Here is a 22,409-nt window from a genome sequence, read left to right as displayed (position 1 = left end):
ACCGTCGGGAGATCGCCTCTTGTCGGGAAGCGGGTGGGTTTGGTGGTCGCCGGGGACGAACATTGGCGCACATTCGCCTTTTGCAGGATATGCGCCATGTCAACGCCCCCTCGCCTTCCTGAAACCTTCAACCGCCTCGCCTGGTCGAATCTCGCGGCGCAGTCGGCCGAGCAGATTGCGCTCGCGGCAGCGCCCATCGTCGCCGTTCTGACGCTGGGGGTGGCCGAAGGGCAGACCGGCCTGCTGCAGACCGCGCTCACCCTGCCCTTCGTCCTGTTCGCCATTCCCGCCGGCGTGCTTGCCGACCGCATCTCGCGGCGCAGGCTGATGGCGGGCGCCGAGGCGCTGCGGGCGGCGGCGCTCGCGGCCGTCGTGCTGCTGCTGGCGCTGGGAGCCCTCAATCTGCCGCTGCTGGCCCTGCTCGGCTTCGCCGCGGTGTGCGGCACCGTGGTCTATAGCGTGGCGGCGCCGGCGCTGGTGCCCTCGCTGGTGAGCTCCGACCTGTTGCCGGCGGCGAATGCGCGCATCGAGCTCGCGCGCACCATCGCCTTCGCCAGCGGCCCTGCACTCGGCGGTGCGCTGGTGGGATGGTGGGGCGCGAGCCCGGCGTTCGGCTTTGCCGCGGCGCTCTCGGCCATCGCCGTCGTGCTGCTGTCCGGCATCTACGAGCCCGCGCGCGCGCCGGCGCCGCGGCGGCATCCGCTCCAGGAGATCCGCGAAGGCGCAGCCTTCGTGTTTCACCATCCGCTGCTGCGGCCGGTCTTCATCACCCAGTTCATCTTCAACACCGGCTGGTTCCTGCAGATCGCGGTGTTCGTGCCCTACGCCGTGCGCCATCTCGGCCTGAGCGCCGCCGGTGTCGGCACGGTGCTGACGATGTACGGCGTCGGCATGGTGATCGGCGCGCTGCTCGCTACGCGCGTGATGCAGCGGATCGCCTTCGGCATGGTCGTCGGCCTCGGTCCCGTCACGGGCTTCGTCGCCGCCCTGGTGATGGCATCGACGGTGCTGGTCCCCTCGCCCTGGCTCGCGGGCTTGAGCTTCTTCCTGCTCGGCGTCGGCCCGATCCTGTGGGTGATCTCGACCACGACGCTGCGCCAGTCCGTGACGCCGCCGCGCCTGCTCGGCCGCGTCTCCGCCATCAACATCATGAGCTACGGCGCCCGTCCGCTCGGTTCAGTGCTGGGCGCGATCGTCGGGGGCTTCTGGAGCGCGGAAGCGTGCCTCTATCTTGCCGCCGCCCTGTTCGGCGTGCAGGCGCTGGTGATCCTTCTGTCCCCGGCGGTGGGCCTGGACCGGCAGCCGGACATGGTGGGAGATGAAGCGGCGGCGCGGTGTTAACCACATCGTCGCCGGCCTAACCCGCCAGGTACCGCTCATAGCTCCCCATCACCGGCTCGCTCGCGTCGACCTCCGGATCGAGCGTATAGAGATCCTGCGCGCGGCCGATGCCGCGCAGGGCGTAGCGGCCGGTGGAGACGAGGTAGCGGCGGCCGGCGGCATCTAAGCCCTTGTAGAACTCGGACGAGGCCAGGAGCTCGCGATCGACCGAGCGGCTCATCGCGGCGATGCGGCTGACCTCGTTCACGGTCGGGCCGACCACGGTGAAATCGAGCCGGTCCTCGCTGCCGATATTGCCGTAGAAGACCTCGCCGACATGCAGGCCGATATAGGCCGACGTGGTCGGACGGCCCTCCGCCGCCCGCCGCTCGTTCAGCGCGGCGACGTTCTTGCGGAACAGGTGCTCGGCGCGGAGCGCGGCACGCCGCGCATCCGCCATGTCCTCGCCCCAGAACATCGCGAGCACGCCGTCGCCGATCAGCTTCAGCACGTCGCCGCCGGCTTCGTGGATCGGATCGATCACGGCCTGCGCATAGTCGTTGAGGAACGGGATGATCTCGTCGGGACCGATGCTCTCGCTGATCCCGGTCGAGCCGCGCAGGTCCGAATACCACAGCACGGCGTTGATGCGCTCGGTGACGCCGCGCGAGATGCGCCCGCGCAGCACCTGCTCGGAGGCGTCGCGGCCGAGATAGACGCGGCCGAGCGTGCGCGCGATGTCGACCTGCTGTGCCGACTTGATCGCAAGACCGAGGACGGGCACGAGATCGCGCAGCGCAGCCAGCTCGGATTGCGTGAAGCCGTCCTCGCGCCGTGTCGTCCAGTAGGAGTAGAGACAGTCCATCTGTCCCAGCGCGCCGCTTTCGCCGAAGCGGTGGACGAAAGCGAGGAAATGCCGATGGCCCTTCTCCGCGAGGTCGCCGATCTGCGAAAAATCGAGCGTGGCGGCCTCGGCGAGATCGATCACCATCTCGTCCTCGCCGTGCTCGAGCAGATGATAGAACACCGACCGACGCCAGTTCTTGTTCGGATCCCCCTCAGCGGTCGAGCCGTATTCGAACATGTCGGTCTCGTTGCTCGACCGGTCAGTCCAGCGAAAGCCGCGGCCCTCATAGATCGGGTGCAACGTGTCGATGAAGACCAGGCCGCGCGACAGGCCGAGCCCTTCGGCGCAGCAGCGCTCGCAGAAGCCGCGGAGCAGTTCGGGTTCAGGCAGGCCCGTAAGCCCCTGGCTGGCGATCCAGTTCATCAGGGAGAGGCGCGAGGTGACTTGCATACGCCATTATGGCGTGCATTCGTGACGAGCGAAAGGCGCAAGCCACGCGTAGACCGAGCGCAAGGTTCCCCGTCCCGTGCAGGTCGAATATGCCGCAGCCGCGGTTGACGCGCTCGCCGCGCGGGCGGCAAATGCTTCGCGATGATGACGTTGTCGGCCAGAATCGGAAGCATGCGCGGATGAGCCAGCGCCAGCTTCCGATCATCCTGGCACTCGGCACCACGCAGACCCTCGCCTGGGCCTCCAGCTATTATCTGCCGGCGCTGCTCGCCGATCCCATGGGGCGCGACCTCGGTGTCTCCTCCAACTGGATCTTCGGTGCGTTTTCGGCCGCGCTGGTGATCTCCGCAATGCTGGGCCCGCGCATCGGACGGCAGATCGATCTCGTCGGCGGCCGTCAGGTGCTGTCGGCCTCCAACCTGACCATTGCCGCCGGGCTCGTGCTGCTTGGCCTTTCGCAGTCGGTGACGGTGATGTCGATCGCCTGGCTGGTGCTCGGCATCGGCATGGCGATGGGGCTCTACGATGCCGCCTTCGCCGCTTTGGGGCGCATCTACGGCACCGAGGCGCGCAGACCGATCACCGGCATCACGCTGATGGCGGGCTTCGCCTCCACCGTCGGCTGGCCGCTCACCGCCTGGGGCCTCGCCCATATCGGCTGGCGCGAAACCTGTTTTGCCTGGGCCGCTGCCAATATCCTGATCGGCCTGCCGCTCAATGTCTTCATGCTGCCGGCGATCAAGGGCGCGAAGCAGGCGGCGGCAACGGCCGCGAAGCCGCATGTGCCGCTCGACCGCACCATGCTCTTGCTCGCCTTCATCTTCGCGGCGGTCTGGACCGTCACCGGCGCGATGGCCGCGCATTTCCCGCGCATCCTGGAGACGACGGGGGCTACGCCCGCCGAGGCGATCGCGGCCGGCGCCTTGATCGGCCCGGCGCAAGTCGGTGCACGCATGCTGGAGGCCGGCTTCCTCAGCCGCTTCCATCCGCTGTGGTCGACGCGGCTCGCCAGCCTCACCCACCCGGTCGGCGCCGTGATCGTTGCGATCTTCGGCGGCGCTGCGGCGAGCGCGTTCGCGTTGTTCCACGGCTCCGGCAACGGCATTCTGACCATCGCCCGGGGCACCCTGCCGCTGTCGATCTTCGGCCCGAAGGATTTCGGCTATCGCCTCGGCATCATCGGCGCACCGGCACGGATGGCGCAGGCGGTGGCGCCGCTCGCCTTCGGCCTGCTCATCGACCTCATGGGTGCCAAGGTGCTGATCGTCTCATCCGCGCTCAGCCTCTCGGCGCTGGCAGCACTGTTCCTGATCCGCGCCGGGCGGCCGGATTGACCGCAACGACGCTTTCGCGCACAAGCGGGCCATGAGCGACGACAACAGCCCGCCACGTAGCTTCAAGGGCCTTTTGCGCTGGGCGACCACGCCGCCACAGGCCTGGGGCGTTTATCTGCTCGCCGTCCTCTTGGTCTGGCTGCTCTCGTTCTACGCCGGCACGCTGAAGCCGAAGAAGACGCCGGACCCGAGCCCACCGACGGCAACCGCGCCGAAGGGCTGATCCCTCACGTCAATGCGGGCAGGTCTCGACCTCGACCGTGACGTGGCTGAGGCCCTTCAGCCCCGCGAGCCGCCGCTTGTAGACGGCCGGCTGCTTCGGCTTGTCCGACACCACCGAGAGCAGCACGGCACAATGGCCGGGGCCGACCTGCCAGAGATGCAGGTCGGTCACGCGATCCTCGCCGACCTCCATGCGGGCGCGGATCACTCGCTCCAGCTTCTCGTCGGCGCGCACGTCGAGCAGCACCGCACCCGATGACTTGATCAGGCCGAATGCCCAGCTCGCGATCACGGCGCTGCCGATCAGGCCCACCGCCGGATCGGCCCAGACCCAGCCCGAATACATCGCGACGGCGAGCGCGGCGATCGCCAGCACCGAGGTTGCCGCATCGGTCATGACATGGACATAGGCCGCGCGGAGGTTGTTGTCGTGGTGATGGTGGTGATGATCGTGCTCATGGTCATGCTCGTCGTGGTCATCATGCGCATGGCCGTGACCGTGGTGATGATCGTGGCTGTCGCGCAGCAGCCACACGCTGGCAAGGTTGACGCACAGCCCGAGCGCGGCCACCGCGATCGCCTCGCCATAGACGATCGGCACCGGATTGATCAGCCGCAACACGCTCTCATAGGCGATCTCGACCGCGATCAGGCCGAGGATGATCGCGCTGGCGAAGGCGGCAAGATCGCCGAACTTGCCGGTGCCGAAGGTGAAATGCGCATTCCCCAGATGCCGCCGCGCGAAGCGATAGGCGAAGGCGGCAATGCCAAGCGCCGCAGCATGGGTGCCCATGTGCCAGCCGTCGGCGAGCAGCGCCATCGAACCGAACAGCGAGCCGGCCACGATCTCGCCGACCATCATGACCAGCGTCAGCACGACCACGAACCACGTGCGCCGCTCGTTCTCGTCGTGCTTCTCGCCCAGGAAGGCGTGGTCATGGGTCCATTGTTCAATGGAATGGGAATGCATCGAATTCTCCCGAAGATTCAGGTCTGTCGGCGCGCAATATAGACGGCGGGAACCAATTTTCTAAGGTCCAATCGGCCTGCGGATTGACAGTGCTTCTTAGTTTCGCTGTAATCTGCGCCATGGGGATTTGAGCGATCTCCCCACGAGGCGACAGGCCCAAGCATCGCGTCCCGTTGAGTTCTTGCGAGGACGCATCATGTCTACATTCACGACCATCTCATCCGACAAAATGGCACGGCTGATCGGCACGGCGAACGCGCCTGTTCTGATCGACGTGCGCACCGAGCAGGATTTCGCCGCCGACCGGCGGCTGATTCCCGGCTCCATCAAGCTCAGCCACGACAATGTGACGGACTGGGGCGGCGCCTTCGCGGGCCGCCGCGCCGTCGTCTCCTGCCTCCGCGGCGAGAAGCTCGCGCAAGGCACCGCGGCCTGGTTGCGCCACCTCGGCGTGCAGGCCGAAACGCTGGAGGGCGGCTTCGAGGGTTGGAAGGCGGCGAAGCTGCCGCTGGTCGACGCCCGCAAGCTGCCGCCGCGCGATGCCAAGGGGCGCACCGTCTGGGTGACGCGGGCGAGGCCGAAGGTCGACCGCATCGCCTGCCCGTGGCTGATCCGCCGCTTCGTCGATCCGGGGGCAGTGTTCCTCTATGTCGCGCCGTCCGAGGTGGTCGCCGTCGGCGAGCGGTTCGGCGCAGCCCCCTTCGACATCGAAAACGTGTTCTGGAGCCACCGCGGCGAGCTCTGCACCTTCGACGTGATGATCGAGGAGTTCGGCATCGCGACGGCGCCCCTGCTGCGGCTTGCGACGCTGGTGCGCGGCGCCGACACCGCGCGACCTGAGCTGGCGCCAGAGGCGCCCGGCCTGCTCGCGGCCTCGCTCGGGCTGTCGCGGATGTATGACGACGACCTCGAACAGCTCGAGGCCGGCATGCTGCTCTATGATGCCTTCTACCGCTGGTGCCGCGACGCCACCACCGAGACCCACAACTGGCCGACCAACAAGGTGAAGGCGTAATGGACACCCGTAACGTTCAAGCAGGAGCTGACGCCGGTCACGGCGTCAGCTTCGGGGAAGCCTTTCGCGTCTGGCTCCGCGTCGCGTCCTTGAGCTTCGGCGGGCCCGCCGGCCAGATCGCGGTGATGCACCGCATCCTGGTCGAGGAGAAGAAGTGGATCTCCGAAGGTCGTTTCCTGCATGCGCTGAACTACTGCATGCTGCTGCCGGGACCGGAGGCGCAGCAGCTCGCCACCTATGTCGGCTGGCTGATGCATCGCACCGCCGGCGGGCTGATGGCGGGCGGGCTGTTCATCCTGCCCGGCATCATCGCCATCATGGGCCTCAGCTATGTCTACGCGGCTTTCGGCAATGTCAGCCTCATTGAGGCGTTGTTCTTCGGGCTGAAAGCCGCCGTGCTCGCGATCGTCGTCGAGGCCGTGGTGAAGGTCGGCAAGCGGGCGCTGAAGAACCGCATCATGATCGCGCTCGCGGCCGCGGCCTTCGTTGCGATCTTCTTCTTCGCGGTGCCCTTCCCGATCATCATCATCGCCGCCGGCGTGATCGGCTATGCCGGCGCCAGAAGTGGCCGTCCGGAATTCGCGCCGGCCGGTCACGGCCGCGGCGGCGGCAATGCCGCGATCGACAGCATGCTCGGCGAAGCCGTGCCCGAGCATGTGCGTCCAGACACCGGGCGCGCGATCCGCGTCGGCGCGGTGTGGCTTGCGCTCTGGCTCGTGCCGGTGATCGCGCTGCTCGCGGCCTTCGGTCAGGCCAACGTGTTCAGCCAGATCGCGCTGTTCTTCTCGAAGATGGCGCTGGTTACCTTCGGCGGCGCCTACGCGGTGCTGGCCTACGTCGCCCAGCAGGCGGTCGAGCATTATCATTGGCTGAAGCCGCAGGAGATGCTCGACGGCCTCGGCATGGCCGAGACCACGCCGGGCCCGCTGATCATGGTGCTGCAATTCGTGGGCTTCATGGCGGCCTACCGCGACCCGAGCGGCCTGTCGCCGATGCTCGCGGCCACGCTCGGCGGCCTGCTCGCGACCTGGGTCACTTTCACGCCCTGCTTCCTCTGGATCTTCGTCGGCGCGCCCTATATCGAGCGCCTGCGCGGCAACACGGGCCTCGCCGGCGCGCTCAGTGCGATCACCGCCGCCGTGGTCGGCGTGATCCTCAACCTCTCGATCTGGTTCGCGCTGCACACCCTGTTCCGCGAGACCGTGCCGGTGCAGGCGTTCCCGCTGAACTTCGACACGCCGGTGCTGAGAAGCGTCGACGTGCCGGCGCTGGTGCTGGCGATCGCGGCGGCAACCGCGATCTTCCGGTTAAAGCTCGGCATGCTGATGGTGCTGGCGGGCAGCTGCGCGGCGGGCGTGGCGCTGCGGCTGGCGGGCGTGATCTGATGCCAGGGATGTGACCAATCGTGAGGCCAGGATGTGTTGGAACGCTGCGGCTGAACGCCAACTAGGGAGGCGGGCGTTTGGAGAAACAGCGATGCGTTTCATTCTGGCCTTGAGTTTTCTGATCACCTTGGGCGGCGTTGCCGAGGCGGCACAGGTGCGTCATACGCACCGGCGGCCCGCGATTGTTCATTCCAATCCAGGCATGATCCCGTCAGGTCCCATTTCGGGTTTCGCCTACGCGCCTCCGCAGCACGGGGCCGAGGGTTACTCCGGAGCCACCGAGCCGTATTTTGGCGCCTCTCAAGGTTACGCGCCCGGCGAAAAGGAGCGGTTTCTCCGCAGCTTGTTCAGTCCATAAGAGTTGTTGCCACCTAGGGCTGGCCATTGACGCGGCCGATGCGTGGGAAAGCTGCTGAGTTGAACCCGCAGCTTTCCCTTCTTGAAGTTACATGGCGGGGATGTCGTTACCGTCGGGTTGGATCGTTGGACCCACCAGGACGGATGGTCTGAGGGCCGCCGCCTTGGCCGGTGCCCGCGCCACTTCCACTGCTGCTACCCGCGCTCGATCCCGAACCAGCGCCGGCAGTACCGGCCCCTGTTCCACCCGCCGCGCCGGTCGTTCCGCCATCCGAGCCGCTGCTGGTTCCACCAGCTCCGGCGCTGGTGCCCGCACCTGCGCCGCCCGCTCCACCTGCGCCTCCACCGCCTCCTGCTCCCTGCGCATGGGCGAACCCGATCGACGCGCCAGCAAGCAACGCACACATGGCTACTGAGAAGATTGTCTTTCGCATTGTTGAAACTCCGATTGACGATGACATGCCAATCGAAGCCGCACGCAAACGTTCCTGATGATATTCGTCGGAGGCTTTCGACATTCGCAGGAACGATGTCGCGCAACGTTGAATTGATTCCAGTTGTTGGCTCCCTTCTACCGCATCATCATCCGCGCGATCGCTTCCCCGATCACCACCGTGGTGAAGTGCGTGTTGGCGCGGCAATCGGACGGCATGATCGAGGCGTCGGCGACGCGCAGGCCGCTGATCCCTTTCACGCTGCCGTCGGGGTTGACCACGCCATCGGGGTCGTTCACGCCGCTCATACGGCAGCTGCCGGCGGCGTGCTGGATGTCGCCGGTCTCGCGGCGCAGCACCGCGTCGAGCTCGTGATCTGGCAGGCTGGCGGCCTGCGGCAGAGTCAAATCCGTGTCGGCGAGCCGGATCCAGTCGGCGATGCCTGACAGCGCCGGCTGCGACGTGATGACCGCGAGGCGCTTCACCGCGTCCATCATGCGCAGCATGTCGCGCGGATCGGCCAGCATGTTCTCCTCGACGACGGGATCGATGGCAGGATCGGTCGAGGCGAGCTTGAGCGTTCCGCGCGAATAGGCGTTGAACAACCCCGCGCCAATCGCTCCGGGGTTACCGATGCCGCGGTGATTGAACGCGATCAGGATCATGTCGCGCTTGCCGCCATTGGCGAGGCCCGAGGAATAGGTCACGCAGCAATTGGTGTGGCGCGTATCGGGATCGGTGGGACGAAGCTCGTCCCGGAGCTGGATCGTGGCGCGAAACAGCGGGTGGTCGAAGAAATGGCGGCCGACCGGCAGATCGCGCTCGACCGCGATCCCCATCGCCTTCAGCTCCTCGGCCGGCCCAATGCCCGAGCGCAGCAGGATCGCCGGACTGTGGATGGCGCCGGCGCACAGCACGATCTGGCGCGCGCTGATCTCTTGGGTGCCCTGCCCCTGGATATGGACGCGGACGCCGGTCGCCCGTCCGTCGCTGATCAGCACGCGATCGACCAGCGCATGCCCGCGGATCTCCAGGTTGGCGCGCCCGCGCGCGGGCTCGAGATAGCCCTCGTTGGTGGTGATGCGGCGCAAGTTGCGGCTGTTGATGGGGTAGCACGCAACGCCCTCGCCGTCCGGACCATTGACGTCGGCGCACCAGGGATAGCCGCTCGCCAACGCCGCATCGCGCAAGCCCCGATCGATGGGGCCCCACGTTTCCAGAGGCGCGCGGTAGACCGGCAGCGGCCCGCCGCGCCCGTGACCGTCGACATCGCCGAATTCCAGATCGTCCTCGATCACCGAGAACAGCGGCATCACCTCTTTCGCCGACCAGCCGGTGCAGCCATTGGCCGCCCATTCGTCGAAGGCATCGGCAACGCCGCGGATCGCGATCTGGCCGTTCATCATCGACGAGCCGCCGAGCCCCTTGCCCCGCCAGTAGAAGCGCGGCTCCTGCCCCGCGACGCGGCGCGTCAGAAGATCGGGCCATTGCCATTTCTCCTGATACTCGCGCTTGTGGATGATCGGGATCGGATTCGGCGTCCTCACCTCCCAGGGCGCCTCGTCAGCGCGCCAGTCGCGGCCCGCCTCTAACAGCAGCACGCGCCGTGCGGGATCTTCGGAGAGCCCTGCGGCCACGGCGGCGCCGGCGGAGCCGCCGCCGACAACAATGACATCGTACATCGCGCTACTTCTCAATGTTCCAGAACACCGGGATGGCGGACGGTATCAGACCGCGCAAAGTGGCGCGATAGGCCGCAGGCTGCGCGAATTGGCCCCACGGAATTGCGGGCGCCTGATCGTACATCACGCTCTGAATCTCGCCCGCGATCTTCTTCCGGTCCGCCTCGGCCGGCGCCTTGGCGAAGGCTTCCATCAGAGGGGTAATGCGCGCATCGCATTGCCAGCCGGTGAAGTCGGCGCAGTTGAAGGCGACCATGACATTGGTCAGCGGCGAGCCCAGGTCAAAGCCGCCGGCGTGAACGCCATAGACGCTCCAGCCCTCCTTCTTGGCGCGGCGCGCCAGCACGCTCGCCCAGTCCATCACCTGCAGATCGACATTGAAGCCGGCAGCCTTCAGCCGCTCGGCGAGCACCTGCGCCGAAACGCGCGGGGCTTCGAGGTCGTTAGCCTGCATCACGATGACGGGCTCGCCGGCATATTTGGTCGCCTTCAGCGCAGCCTTCGCCGCATCGATCGAGGGCTTGGCCGCCGCTTCCGTGCCGGCCTTGCTCTCGTATGTGGTGCCGCAGGTGAAGTAGGTCGCGCAAGGAGTGGCGTACTTGGCGTCGAGCCCGAGCGCATCCAGCACTTCGCGCTGGTCGACCAGCTTCCACAGCACGCGGCGGATTTCTGGATCATCGAACGGCTTCGATGCCGCATTGAGACGATAGGCGCCAGCGAACATGTTGCCGCCGGTGAAGTTGACGAGCTTGACGCGCGTATTCTTCTCCAGCTGCGGCAACAGATCGAACGGCGCGTACTGCATGAAGTCGACCTCGCCGGCCTGCAGCGCAGAGGCGGCGGTTGCGCCATCGGGAATGACGCGGATCTCGAGCGTGTCGACATTGACGCGCTTGCCGCCGGCCAGGAAGTCCGCGGGCTCGGGGCGCGGCACATAGTCGCCGAACTTCTTCAGGATCATGCGGTCGCCGGTGCGGTGGTCGGCCTTGCTGTAGACGAACGGTCCGGAGCCGACGATCTCGGTGATGCGCTGGTCGCCCGGCGTCTTCGCGATGCGCTCGGGCATCATGAAAGCGACCGGGCTGACGGGATTGCCGAGTGCGTCGATGACGAGGCCGGACGGCTCCTTCAGCGTCAGCACGAAGGTTTTCGCATCGGCCGGCTCGAGCGAAGCCGTGATCGCGAAAATGCGGCGGCCGAGCGCGCTGCGGGTGCCCCAGCGGCGCAGCGACGCCACGCAATCGGCTGATGTGACCGGCTGGCCGTCATGCCATTTGAGGCCATCGCGCAGCGTGAACGTATAGGTCAGCCCGTCAGGCGAGACCTTCCAGTCCTGCACCATTTGCGGCTTGATGTCGCCGTTGGCATCCTTCGCAAACAGCGTGTCGAACACCATGTAGCCGAACGTGCGCGAAATATAGGCCGTGGAGAAGTGCGGATCGAGCGTGACGATCTCCGCCTCGAGCACCGCGACGAGATTGCCCGCCGCATGCGCGGGCGCCGCCACCAGCGCAAGGCCGAACAGCGCGGGAATAAAAGCCTTCAGTTTGAACATTGGAGTGTTTTCGCCTTTTGACCAGCCGTTTGCAGTCGCCAGGAAAAAGCAATGTTCGTGCCCGCACGTATGCGCTCATGGCTAGCTGCCGCGCGTTTGCGGGATGCACACCGTTTGAGTTGGAGAGCGAGGCTATCGCAGCTCGTCATTGCGAGCGCAGCGAAGCAATCCAGGGTCTTTCCGCGGCGGGATTCTGGATTGCTTCGCTGCGCTCGCAATGACGATGGAGAAGCAGATGTGCCCCACACACGTTCTCATGCCCCGGACGCAGCGCAGCGTCACTTCGACGGTGCGCTGCTGAGCCGGGGCCCATATCTTGCGGTCCGTGCAGCATGGGTCCCGGCTCTGCGCAGCAGCGTTGCACGCTGCAGCGCGTCCGGGACAAAAGAGCCCTACCCGATCACCCGGCCGAACTTGTTCGACTTCGGGAAACCCTTCGGCGGCAGGCGCCCGGCGTCGGCGCGGGTGCCCTGCCACTCGCTGAGCTCCTTCATGGTCGCGGAGAATTCGCGTCCTGCGGAATCCTTCCAGGTCAGGCCGGCCTTGGCGTCGAAGACCGCAACGTCGGACAGGCCGCCGTCCTTGTACTTCTGCAGGCGCACGCCGCGGCCGCGCACCATTTCCGGCACCTGGTCGAACGGGAAGACCAGCATCTTGCGGTTCTCGCCGATCACCGCGACGGTGTCGCCCGTCACCTCGGCGATCGCGCGCGCCTCGTTCGGCATCTCGACGTTGAGCACCTGCTTGCCCTTCTTGGTGGTGCCGACGCAATCGTCCTCGTTGACGACGAAGCCCTGGCCCTCGTGGCTGGCGACCAGGAATTTGCGGCCGCCCTTGTTGACGAACAGCGCGACCGGCGCGGCCTCCTGCTCGAGGTCGATGAACAGGCGGATCGGCTCGCCGTGGCCACGGCCGCCCGGCAGCTTCGCGACGTCGAGCGAGTAGAACTTGCCGTTGGTGGCGAACAGCAGCAGCTTCGAGGTCGTCTCGGCGAAGAAGGCAAAGCCGAGCTTGTCGTCCTGCTTGAAGGAAAGGCCCGAGAGATCCTCGACATGCCCTTTCATGGTGCGGATCCAGCCCTTGTCGGAGACGACCACCGTCACCGGCTCGCGCTCGACGAACGCCTCCTCGATCGCGGCAAGGTCGTGCTCGGGCGCATCCGCAAAGGTGGTGCGGCGCTTGCCGAGCGGCGTCTTCGGTCCGAACATGTCGCGGACCTTGCCGACCTGCTCGCCGACCTTCTTCCACTGCTCAGGCTCGGAGGCCAACAGGCCCAAGATACCCTTCAGCTCCTTCCGCAGATCCTTGTCCTCGGTGCGGATCTCCATCTCCTCGAGCTTGCGCAGGTTGCGCAGCCGCATGTTGAGGATGGAGTCGGCCTGCAACTCGGTGAGCTTGAAAGCCTTGATCAAGGCCGGCTTCGGCTCGTCCTCGTTGCGGATGATCCGGATCACCTCGTCGATGTTGAGATAGGCGATCAGCAGACCGCCGAGGATTTCGAGCCGGTGCTCGATCTCGCCCTTGCGGTAATTGGTGCGGCGGATCAGGACGTCGCGCAGATGGTCGAGCCATTCGCGCAAAGCTTCCGCGAGCCCCACGACCTTGGGGATGCGACCCTTGATCAGCACGTTGAGGTTCAGCGGAATCTTGTTTTCGAGCTCGGTGAGCCGGAACAGCGATTCCATCATCAGGGCCGGATCGACGTTCTTCGACTTCGGCTCGATCACGATGCGGACGTCTTCGGCCGACTCGTCCCTGATGTCGCCGACCAGCGGCAGCTTCTTCTGGTCCAGCAGCTCGGCGACCTTCTCGATCAGGCGCGACTTCTGCACCAGGAACGGAATCTCGGTGACGACGACGACCCACGTCCCGCGCGCGCCCTCCTCCTGCGTCCACCGCGCACGGACGCGGAACGAGCCGCGGCCGGTGGTGTAGGCCTCGGCGATGGCCTGCTTGGAATCGACGATGATGCCGCCGGTCGGGAAATCCGGACCCTTCACCCACTTCAAGAGCGCCTTGGATTTCGCATCGGGCTTCTCGATCAGATGCAGCGCGGCATCGCACAGCTCGGCGGCGTTGTGCGGCGGGATCGAGGTCGCCATGCCCACTGCGATGCCCTGAGCACCATTGGCGAGCAGGTTCGGGAAGCCGCCGGGCAGCACGACGGGCTCTTTCGACTGGCCGTCGTAATTGGCGCGGAATTCGACGCCGTCCTCGTCGATGCCCTCGAGCAGAAGCCGCGCGACGTCGGTCATGCGCGCTTCGGTGTAGCGGTAGGCGGCGGGGTTATCGCCGTCGATATTGCCGAAATTGCCCTGGCCGTCGACCAGCGGATAGCGCGAGGAGAAATCCTGCGCGAGGCGGACCATGGCGTCGTAGATCGCCTGGTCGCCGTGCGGATGGAACGAGCCCATCACGTCGCCGACGATCTTGGCCGATTTCTTGAAGGCGGTGCCGGGGTCGAGCCTGAGCAGGCGCATGCCGTAGAGGATGCGCCGGTGCACCGGCTTCAGGCCGTCGCGCGCGTCCGGCAGCGCACGGTGCATGATGGTGGAGAGGGCATAAGCGAGATAGCGCTCTTCCAGCGCCTCCCGCAGCGGCACCTCGTGGATTTCAGCCGGTTCTTCCGGCGGAACGATTCGTTTTCCCATGCCGCCCGGTTAAACCGTGGAAGCGAATCGGGCAAGGATCGAATGGTTCCCTGTGGGCGGCCTGCTAGCCTGCCCAGCCGGCTGTGACGGTCTGGTTTTGGGCTGGACCAGGCGTTTGCGCAGGCGCCGGCACATTGGTCAGGCAACGGCGGGCGGCCTCGATCTCGGCCTCGGTCGCGCCATGGGACCGCGCCCATGTCTCTGCGGCGGCAGCGGAATATTTCGCCACATAGTATCGCACCACCGTGCACGAGGCCCGGCGAAATACCCTGGGCTGCGGCTCGCCGGCCATCGCGTCGGGCGCGAACGCAAGCAGCGTCGCGGACAAGGCGAATCCCCTGATCAACATTTTGGCTGTCCCCCGATGTGGAACTCAACGCCAAATCCGCTCGGGCCGATTTTGTTCCCGGGAACCGCATACCGGGGCGCAAGGCTGGGCGGCCCTTACGTCATGGCGCAGGAATTGCCGCCCTCGCCTGCTGCCGCACCAAGGCGTTGATGAAGCCGGCCCGCGCATCGGAATGGCCCTGGCCGCGCGGCTCCAGCACGTGGCGGAGCAGGAACAGGCCGGTGAGCCGAAAGCCGTCCTGGAGATCCTGCTCGGTGAGATCGCTCGCGGTCTCGCCCTGGCGCAGGAACGGCGGCAGGCGCAACAGCCGGTCGCGCCACGGCTCGCCGGCGCCGCGCGATACCGCGCCGCCGGATTTCGGCGAGACGTAGATCAGGTCCGTGGTCTCGCCAGTCACTGCACAATTGTCCAGCGCCAGGCCAAAACCCAGCTCGGCGAGCATCGCCAGCTCGAAATGGATCAGGTGCACGGCGGCGCTGCCGATGTCGTCGAAATCGTCGAGCGAATGCTCGAGCAGCGCAAAGATCTCTTCGTGCGGATCGCGCTCCGGCAACAGCCGCGCGATCGAGGCCAGATGGGTGACGCCGTAGACGCCGTGGGACGATGCCAGCAGCGCCGCCGCGCGCAGCTTCAATCCCTCGATCGCATAGGTACCGAGATGCTCGTCGAGCCGCGCCCGCCACACCGCACTGACGCTGTTCCCCGGCTGCAGCAGCGGCCGCATCCGCGAGCCGGCCCCGCCGCGGACGAGGCCGAGATGCCGGCCATGCGCGCGCGTCAACAGCTCGACGATGGCGCTAGACTCGCCATGCCGCCGTACGCCCAGCACGATGCCTTCGTCGGTCCATTCCATGGGGCGTGAGTCTACAGGATTCCGGTGCCGCTCGCACGCACTCGTGCCCCGGACAAAACGCGGCGCGCAAGCGACGCGTTGCCGAGCCGGGGCCCATCTCTCCGCGCGCTCCTGGGTCCCGGCTCTGCGGCGCAGCGCTGACGCACTGCACCTTGTCCGGGACACGAGGCCATCACGCGTTGAACCAGCCCTGCGCGTCGCCGCTGAAGGAGAAGTACAGGCCCATGGTCGTCAGCGCGCAGGAGACGATCTCGATGGCACTGTCGAGCTCCAGCCCCTTCTCCCCGATGATCTGGCCGAGCGAGATCACCGACAACACCAGGGCCGCCCCAAGCACCCAGCGCGGCCAGTTCTTGCGATGATGCGCGGCCAGCCGGACGAAATAGAGCAGCAGGAGGATCATGCCTCCGGCGAGCAACGTCCCGGTCATGATCATCTGCTCGGTCACCGCGGCATTGGGCGTGCGGTCCTGCACGGCGACCGAGACGGCATCCAGCATCAACGATGCATAGAGCAGCGCTTCGAAGCGCTGGACATTGGCGGGTAGGCTCATCGAATGCCGCTCTATTCTTGGTTATTCTTTTGGGAAATCCAGGCCCATCTCGCGGTAGCGATCGGGATCGTCGCCCCAGTTCTCGCGCACCTTGACGAACAGGAACAGGTGTACGGGCACGTCCAGGATCTGCATCAGTTCTTTCCGCGAGTCGGCGCCGATCGACTTGATCGTGGCGCCGCCCTTGCCGAGCACGATCTTGCGCTGGCTTTCGCGCTCGACATAGATCGTCTGCTCGATCCGCACCGAATGATCCTTGCGCTCCTCCCACTTGTCGGTCTCGACCGTGGACTGGTAGGGCAATTCCTGGTGCAGCTTCTGATAGATCTTCTCGCGGGTGATCTCGGCCGCCAGCTGCCGCATCGGCGCGTCCGACATCTGGTCCTCGGGGTAGAGGAACGGGCCAGGCGGCACCATGTCCGCAAGCGTCTTGCGGATGTCGTCGACGCCGTCGCCCGAGATAGCCGAGATCATGAACGTCCTTGCGAACGTCATGCGCGCGTTGGCAGCCTGCGCCAGCGCCAAAAGCTTCTCGCGCTGGACCAGGTCGACCTTGTTGATGACGAGGATCTTGTCGTGATTGACGCTGGCCGCCTTGGCGAGGATCGCCTCCGCCTCCTCGTCGATCCCGGTCTTGGCATCGAGCAGCACGCAGACGAGATCGGCATCATGCGCCCCGCTCCAGGCGGTCGAGACCATGGCGCGGTCGAGCCGGCGCTTGGGCGAGAAGATGCCGGGCGTGTCGATCAGGATGATTTGCGCGTTGTTCTCGATGACGATGCCGCGGATCAGCGCGCGCGTGGTCTGCACCTTGCGCGAGACGATCGTGACCTTGGCGCCGACCAGCGCGTTGACCAGCGTCGACTTGCCGACATTCGGCGCGCCGATCAGCGCGACGAAGCCGCAGCGCGTCGCGCTCGGTGCCTCGCCGCTTGCTTCAGCCGTCATTGCCGCCGCCGACGCCTTCGCGTTCGATCATCACTGACGCAGCCACCTTCTCTGCCGCGCGCTTGCTGCCGCCCACGCCCTCGGCCGGCGCCAGCCCCGGCAGATCGACCGCGACACGAAACTGCGGATCGTGATGCGGACCTGTGCGCTCGACCTCGCGATAGACAGGCGTCGGCAGTCCCTTGCCTTGCGCCCATTCCTGCAGCACGGTCTTCGGATCGCGCAAGGGACGCCGCGGCTTGTGCATGCGCTCGGTCCAGTTGCGCTTGACGAATTCGGCTGCCGCCGCATGGCCGCCGTCGAGGTAGATGGCGCCGATCACGGCCTCGCAGATGTCGCCCAACACCGACTTGCGCAGGCGGGCATCCGCGCTGGGGCCGACCGAGCCCAGCTTGATGTCGTCGACGAGACCGAGCGACTTGGCGACGTCCGCGCAGCTCTCCTTGCGCACGAGCTCTGCAAGCCGCTTGGACAGCTCGCCTTCGTCGGCGTTCGGGAAGGCGCGATAGAGCATGTCGGAGACGACGAGCCCGAGCACGTGGTCGCCGAGGAATTCCAGCCGCTGATAGCTGTCGCCGCGCTTGCGCCCGGACTTCAGGGCCGAGACATGCGTGATCGCCTGCATCAACAGGTTCGGGTCGGCAAAGCTGTGGCCGATGCGCGCCTCGACCGCCGCGTTCGCGTCCGTGCCCTTGGCCTTGCTGCTCCGCGCCCGCTTCTTCTTGGCAGGCGGCTTGGTCGCGGCTCCCCGTTCGGGGCCCGCCTGCGCCTCGATCGATTGGGTCGCGATGTCCTTGGCTTCGTCTTTCATCGGACGATTTTGAAAAAGCGATTCCAGCGCACCGACCATGGCCAGCGCCAGAACATCCAGGCATGCTCGCCTTCAGCGATGGAGAAGAAGATCATCTGGGCGCGGCCGATCAAGTTCTCCTGCGGGACATAGCCGACCTGGCCGAGAAAGCGGCTATCGGTGGAGTTGTCGCGATTGTCACCCATCATGAAGAAGTGGCCCGCCGGCACGGTGTAGACGTTGGTGTTGTCCACGTAGCCGTTGTCGGCGCAATCGAGCGTCTCATAGGATACGCCGTTCGGCAGCGTTTCCTTCCAGCGCTTCACCCGGGAGATGCCGCCACCTTCCGAGCCGCAGGGCTCCTCGCCGACATACTCGCTCATGCGCTGCCGCTCGACCGGCGTGTCGTTGATGTAGAGCAGCCCGTCCCGCATCTGGATACGGTCGCCGGGAAGGCCGATCACCCGCTTGATGTAATCGGTGGAATCGTCCTTCGGCAGGCGAAACACGACGATGTCGCCGCGAGCGGGGTCCGAGCCCCAGATCCGCCCGGAGAACAGCGGCGGCGAGAACGGAATCGAATAGTGGCTATAGCCGTAGGAATATTTCGAGACGAACAGATAATCGCCGACCAGCAGCGTCGCCTTCATCGAGCCGGACGGGATGTTGAAGGGCTGGAACAGGAAGGTGCGGATCACGAGCGCGATCAGGAGAGCATGAATGACGACCCGGATCGTTTCGCCGACGCCGCTCTCGGTTTTGGTTCCTGAAGTCACGCTCATTGCTCTCTCAATTCCGGCCGGCGGTCACAGAGCGCCCTCCTGGCGCGAACAGCCCATTGCTTCGCGGCCCATGGAGATTGTCCTGATTCTGATAGTGAGGGCCAATTCCGGCGTAAAGCCGAATTCGCCCAAGCTGATTTGCGTCGGCGGACTTTTAGACGGTTGTCGGAGGCCACGCAATCAAGGATCGCATCAAAACTGAATAAGACATTGATTTCAAAGGCGAATCATGAAATCGACCGGATCGCGTCAAAGCCTCGCCAGCGGCACGGCTGAAATGATGACAAAGGCCTGCGCCAGCGGCCAGTCGTCGGTGATCGAAACGTCGATCCGCGCCTCGAACCCCTCCGGTGTCAGGGCCTGGAGCCGGGCCAGGGCGCCGCCGGTCAGCTGCATGGTCGGCCGCCCGCCCGGCAGGTTGACCACCCCCATATCGCGCCACCAGACGCCGCGTCTGATGCCGGTGCCGAGCGCCTTGGAGCAGGCCTCCTTGGCGGCGAAGCGCTTGGCGTAGGTCGCCACCACCATCTTCTCGTTCTTGGCCCGCCGCTCCGCCTTGGCCCGCTCGGCCGCGGTGAAGATGCGGTCCAGGAACCGCTCGCCATGGCGCTCGATCACCTTGGCCACGCGGGTGATGTCGATCAGGTCGGAGCCGACGCCGATGATCATGCCCGGCTCCGGCCGCGGTCCATCGCCGCGCGCATGCTGCGCACGGTCTCCGCCAGCCCCACGAACAGCGCCTCGCCGATCATGTAATAGCCGATGTTCAGCTCCATGACTTCCGGCAAGCCCGCGATCTTCTCCGCCGTCGCATAGTCCAGCCCGTGACCGGCGTGAACCTCGAGCCCCGCGTCCTTCGCCAGCTTCGCCCCCGCCACGATCCGCTGCCATTCCGCCTCGGCCTTGTCGCCGTGGCCGTCGACGACGGCATCGCACCAGGCGCCGGTGTGGATCTCGATCACGGGCGCGCGCAGCCGTGCCGCCATCTCGATCTGGGCGGGATCGGCCGCAATGAACAGCGAGACGCGGATGCCGGCCTCGCTCAGCCGCGCGATATAGGGCGCGAGCGCGTTGTGCTGGCCGACCACGTCCAACCCGCCTTCGGTCGTCACCTCCTGGCGCCGCTCCGGCACGAGGCACACCGCGTGCGGCATGGTGGCGAGCGAGATCCGCATCATGTCGTCCGTTGCGGCCATCTCGAAATTGAGCGGCTTGGAGATCTCCGCCTTCAGGCGCGCCATATCCTCGTCGCGAATGTGCCGGCGGTCCTCGCGCAAATGTGCGGTGATGCCGTCGGCGCCGGCCTCGATCGCGAGCAGCGCGGCGCGCACCGGATCGGGATGGCGGCCGCCGCGCGCGTTACGCACGGTTGCGACGTGATCGATATTGACGCCGAGGCGGAGCGGAGGTGCAGGCATTTCAAGACTCGCGAAGTGACATTTCCTAACTCGTCATGCGCGGGCTCGACCCGCGCATCCATCTTCTTTGAAGAGATGGGGTTGCCGGGTCAAGCCGGCAACGACAAGCATCATCCATTAACACGTTCGACTTTGGCGACGACCGCCTTCGCGCGCAGCTGGGCCAGGATCGCGCTCAGGTGCTTCAAGTCGTAGACTTCGAGATCGATCGTCGTCTCCGTGAAATCAGGCGAGCGCCGCTGCATGCTGATGTTGTCGATATTGCCGTCGTGCTCGGCGATCACGGTCGCGATCTGCGCCAGCGCGCCGGGCTCGTTGACGTTCTCGACCTTGATGCGGGCGGGGAAGCGCTGCGGCGCGGAGTCTTCGATGTCCCAGCGGACGTCGAGCCAACGCTCCGGCTCCTCCTCGAAATCCTTCAGGGCCGGCGCCTGGATCGGATAGATTGTGATGCCTTCGCCCGGCGTGACGATGCCGACGATGCGATCGCCGGGGACGGCGCCGCCGTTCGGCGCGAACTTCACCGGAAGGTCGGAATTGATGCCGCGGATCGGGATCGCGACCGGGCTGCGCGCCGGCTCGGAGACCCCCTTCTCCTTGAGCTTGGCCGCAAGCCCCTTCTTGACGCCGTAGCGCGCGATGCGCTCTTCCTTGTAGTCCGGGTACATCGCGCGCGCGACGTGGGAGGCCTTGATCTCGCCGCGCCCCACCGCCGCCATGACGTCCTCGATCGAGGTGCGCGCGAGCCGCGGCAACGCGCCCTTGAGCTTGTCGTCGGCGTATTCGATCTTGGCGCGCTCGAACAGGCGCTCGACGATGCGCCGGCCGAGGCCGACATATTGATCGCGCACCGCGGTGCGCGTGGCGCGGCGGATCGCGGCGCGCGCCTTGCCGGTGACGGCCAGCGTTTCCCAGGCCGAGGGCGGCGCCGACTGCGCCTCCGAGGTCAGCACCTCGACCTCGTCGCCGTTCTGAAGCTCCGAGGACAGCGGCGCGAACTTGCCGTTGATTTTGCAGCCCACCGCGCTGTTGCCGACGTCGGTGTGCACCGCATAGGCGAAGTCGATCACGTTGGCATGGCGCGGCAGCGCGATCAGTTTGCCTTTCGGGGTGAAGCAGAACACCTGGTCGTGGAACAGCTCGAGCTTGGTGTGCTCGAGGAATTCCTCCGGGTTCGCGCTTTCCGAGAGGATGCCGATGGTGTGGCGCAGCCAGGCGAACGCGTTGGACTCGCGCTTGAGGAATTCGGTCGGCGAACCCACGCCCTCCTTGTAGAAGACGTGCGCGGCGATGCCGCGCTCGGCGATCTGGTCCATCGCCTCGGTGCGGATCTGGAGCTCGACGCGCTGGTTACCGGGGCCGATCACGGTGGTGTGGATCGAGCGGTAGTCGTTCTGCTTCGGCGTCGAGATGTAGTCCTTGAAGCGTCCCGGCACGACCGGCCAGGTGGTGTGGACGATCCCGAGCGCGCGATAGCAGGCCTCGATATCGCTGACGACGAGGCGGAAGCCGAAGATGTCGGACAATTGCTCGAAGCCGACCGACTTGCGCTCCATCTTGGTCCAGATCGAGAACGGCTTCTTGCGCCGGCCATAGACCCGCGCCCCCAAGCCCCGGTGGCGCAGATTGTTGGAGAGCTGGTCCTCGATCTCGCCGATCAGGTTGCGGTTGCGTTCGGCGAGCGCGTCGAGACGCTGCATCACCACCGAATAGGCTTCGGGATCGAGGGTGCGGAAGGACAGATCCTCCAGCTCCTCGCGCATTTCCTGCATGCCCATGCGCCCGGCCAGCGGCGCGTAGATGTCGAGCGTCTCCTCGGCGATGCGCCGGCGCGATTCCGTCGGCACGAAATCCAGCGTGCGCATGTTGTGCAGGCGGTCGGCGAGCTTGACCAGAAGCACGCGGACATCGTCGGCAATGGCCAGCAACAATTTGCGCAGGTTCTCGGCCTGCTTGGCCTCGCGCGAGACCAGCTCGAGCCGCTTCAGCTTGGTCAGCCCCTCGACCAGCGCGCCGATTTCGGGTCCGAAGATCTGGTCGATCTCGGCCCGCGTCGCCTCGGTATCCTCGATCGTGTCGTGCAGCAGCGCGGCCACGATGGTGGCGTCGTCGAGCTTAAGGTCGGTGAGAATCGCCGCCACTTCGAGCGGGTGCGAGAAATACGGATCGCCCGAGGCGCGGGTCTGCGAGCCGTGCGCCTTCATGGCGTAGACGTAGGCCCGGTTCAGCAGGTCCTCGTTGGTGTTGGGATTGTAGGACCTGACGCGCTCGACGAGGTCATATTGACGCATCATGCGGGCACGGGGCCTGGCGGGGCGCGCGACCGGCGCAGTCGGGGCCACGGCAACCGATTCGGTTGCGGCCTGCATCTGCGTGGATCTGCGGCGCCGATATACCATGCCGTCCTGCCTTCAAACGGGCTCGAGGCGGCCCGTTGCATACATCCTAACTCCGGTCGCGCTCGTAGCGCCAACCGGGAGCGCTATGGTAACCA

At 66.2% G+C, this 22,409-nt stretch carries 20 protein-coding genes; 6 read left to right on the top strand and 14 right to left on the bottom strand.

What is annotated here, in order from left to right; all coding sequences use genetic code 11:
- Window positions 1–96: 96 nt before the first annotated feature.
- Window positions 97–1,341 (top strand): MFS transporter, encoded by a 1,245-nt coding sequence (locus tag HZZ13_RS08645; RefSeq protein ID WP_197959219.1) that lies wholly within the window; start codon window positions 97–99, stop codon window positions 1,339–1,341.
- Between the two features lie 16 nt (window positions 1,342–1,357).
- On the opposite strand, the gene HZZ13_RS08640 is transcribed toward HZZ13_RS08645, so the two are convergent.
- Complete coding sequence (locus HZZ13_RS08640) at window positions 1,358–2,617, bottom strand: adenylate/guanylate cyclase domain-containing protein (RefSeq protein ID WP_197959218.1); 1,260 nt, start codon at window positions 2,615–2,617, stop codon at window positions 1,358–1,360.
- Window positions 2,618–2,796: 179 nt separating this feature from the next.
- On the opposite strand from HZZ13_RS08640, the gene HZZ13_RS08635 reads away from it, so the two are divergent.
- Window positions 2,797–3,951: an MFS transporter gene (locus HZZ13_RS08635; protein ID WP_197959217.1), complete on the top strand. Its 1,155-nt coding sequence runs from the start codon at window positions 2,797–2,799 to the stop codon at window positions 3,949–3,951.
- 31 nt (window positions 3,952–3,982) lie between these two features.
- Window positions 3,983–4,174 carry a hypothetical protein gene (locus tag HZZ13_RS08630; RefSeq protein ID WP_197959216.1) on the top strand — a complete coding sequence of 64 codons (192 nt, stop codon included), beginning with the start codon at window positions 3,983–3,985 and terminating at the stop codon, window positions 4,172–4,174.
- A gap of 9 nt (window positions 4,175–4,183) precedes the next feature.
- Here the strand turns inward: HZZ13_RS08630 and dmeF are convergent, their stop codons facing one another.
- Window positions 4,184–5,143: a CDF family Co(II)/Ni(II) efflux transporter DmeF gene (gene dmeF / locus HZZ13_RS08625; RefSeq protein WP_197959215.1), complete on the bottom strand. Its 960-nt coding sequence runs from the start codon at window positions 5,141–5,143 to the stop codon at window positions 4,184–4,186.
- A gap of 196 nt (window positions 5,144–5,339) precedes the next feature.
- On the opposite strand from dmeF, the gene HZZ13_RS08620 reads away from it, so the two are divergent.
- From HZZ13_RS08620 to HZZ13_RS08610, 3 genes are all read left to right on the top strand, one after another.
- Entirely contained in the window at window positions 5,340–6,158 is an 819-nt protein-coding gene (locus HZZ13_RS08620) for a chromate resistance protein ChrB domain-containing protein (protein ID WP_197959214.1), read from the top strand.
- Window positions 6,158–7,543, top strand: coding sequence for a chromate efflux transporter (gene chrA, locus HZZ13_RS08615; protein WP_197959213.1), 1,386 nt, complete (start codon window positions 6,158–6,160; stop codon window positions 7,541–7,543). The genes HZZ13_RS08620 and chrA overlap by 1 nt, the downstream gene beginning before the upstream one ends.
- Window positions 7,544–7,634: 91 nt before the next feature.
- The gene (locus tag HZZ13_RS08610; RefSeq protein ID WP_197959212.1) at window positions 7,635–7,901 is read left to right on the top strand and encodes a hypothetical protein; all 267 of its coding nucleotides are present in this window, start codon (window positions 7,635–7,637) and stop codon (window positions 7,899–7,901) included.
- Window positions 7,902–8,471: 570 nt separating this feature from the next.
- Here HZZ13_RS08610 and HZZ13_RS08605 read toward each other — a convergent pair.
- The 12 genes from HZZ13_RS08605 to HZZ13_RS08550 all read right to left on the bottom strand — a co-directional run bounded on the left by HZZ13_RS08605 (window position 8,472) and on the right by HZZ13_RS08550 (window position 22,314).
- Entirely contained in the window at window positions 8,472–10,016 is a 1,545-nt protein-coding gene (locus tag HZZ13_RS08605) for a GMC family oxidoreductase (protein ID WP_197959211.1), read from the bottom strand.
- 4 nt (window positions 10,017–10,020) lie between these two features.
- Window positions 10,021–11,571, bottom strand: coding sequence for an ABC transporter substrate-binding protein (locus tag HZZ13_RS08600; protein WP_197959210.1), 1,551 nt, complete (start codon window positions 11,569–11,571; stop codon window positions 10,021–10,023).
- Between the two features lie 392 nt (window positions 11,572–11,963).
- Window positions 11,964–14,222 carry a DNA topoisomerase IV subunit A gene (parC, locus tag HZZ13_RS08595; protein ID WP_197959209.1) on the bottom strand — a complete coding sequence of 753 codons (2,259 nt, stop codon included), beginning with the start codon at window positions 14,220–14,222 and terminating at the stop codon, window positions 11,964–11,966.
- Between the two features lie 64 nt (window positions 14,223–14,286).
- Window positions 14,287–14,571 (bottom strand): hypothetical protein, encoded by a 285-nt coding sequence (locus tag HZZ13_RS08590; RefSeq protein ID WP_197959208.1) that lies wholly within the window; start codon window positions 14,569–14,571, stop codon window positions 14,287–14,289.
- A 100-nt stretch (window positions 14,572–14,671) separates the two neighbouring features.
- The gene (recO, locus tag HZZ13_RS08585) at window positions 14,672–15,424 is read right to left on the bottom strand and encodes a DNA repair protein RecO (protein ID WP_197959207.1); all 753 of its coding nucleotides are present in this window, start codon (window positions 15,422–15,424) and stop codon (window positions 14,672–14,674) included.
- Window positions 15,425–15,596: 172 nt separating this feature from the next.
- Window positions 15,597–15,977, bottom strand: coding sequence for a hypothetical protein (locus tag HZZ13_RS08580; RefSeq protein WP_197959206.1), 381 nt, complete (start codon window positions 15,975–15,977; stop codon window positions 15,597–15,599).
- A gap of 21 nt (window positions 15,978–15,998) precedes the next feature.
- Window positions 15,999–16,925 (bottom strand): GTPase Era, encoded by a 927-nt coding sequence (era, locus tag HZZ13_RS08575; protein WP_197959205.1) that lies wholly within the window; start codon window positions 16,923–16,925, stop codon window positions 15,999–16,001.
- Window positions 16,915–17,736: a ribonuclease III gene (rnc, locus tag HZZ13_RS08570; RefSeq protein ID WP_197959204.1), complete on the bottom strand. Its 822-nt coding sequence runs from the start codon at window positions 17,734–17,736 to the stop codon at window positions 16,915–16,917. Before rnc ends, era begins: the two co-directional genes overlap by 11 nt.
- Window positions 17,733–18,497: a signal peptidase I gene (lepB, locus tag HZZ13_RS08565; protein WP_197959203.1), complete on the bottom strand. Its 765-nt coding sequence runs from the start codon at window positions 18,495–18,497 to the stop codon at window positions 17,733–17,735. The genes rnc and lepB overlap by 4 nt, the downstream gene beginning before the upstream one ends.
- A 249-nt stretch (window positions 18,498–18,746) precedes the next feature.
- Window positions 18,747–19,166 (bottom strand): holo-ACP synthase, encoded by a 420-nt coding sequence (acpS, locus tag HZZ13_RS08560; protein WP_197959202.1) that lies wholly within the window; start codon window positions 19,164–19,166, stop codon window positions 18,747–18,749.
- The gene (locus HZZ13_RS08555; protein WP_197959201.1) at window positions 19,163–19,915 is read right to left on the bottom strand and encodes a pyridoxine 5'-phosphate synthase; all 753 of its coding nucleotides are present in this window, start codon (window positions 19,913–19,915) and stop codon (window positions 19,163–19,165) included. Before HZZ13_RS08555 ends, acpS begins: the two co-directional genes overlap by 4 nt.
- Before the next feature lie 110 nt (window positions 19,916–20,025).
- Window positions 20,026–22,314 (bottom strand): RelA/SpoT family protein, encoded by a 2,289-nt coding sequence (locus tag HZZ13_RS08550; protein ID WP_197959200.1) that lies wholly within the window; start codon window positions 22,312–22,314, stop codon window positions 20,026–20,028.
- Window positions 22,315–22,409: the final 95 nt, after the last annotated feature.

The sequence above is a fragment of the Bradyrhizobium agreste genome (genome assembly GCF_016031625.1).
In the GTDB taxonomy this organism is placed as follows: Bacteria; Pseudomonadota; Alphaproteobacteria; order Rhizobiales; family Xanthobacteraceae; genus Bradyrhizobium; species Bradyrhizobium agreste.
Note: the sequence above shows the minus strand (reverse complement) of the source record. Positions and strands in the feature narration are given on the sequence as shown.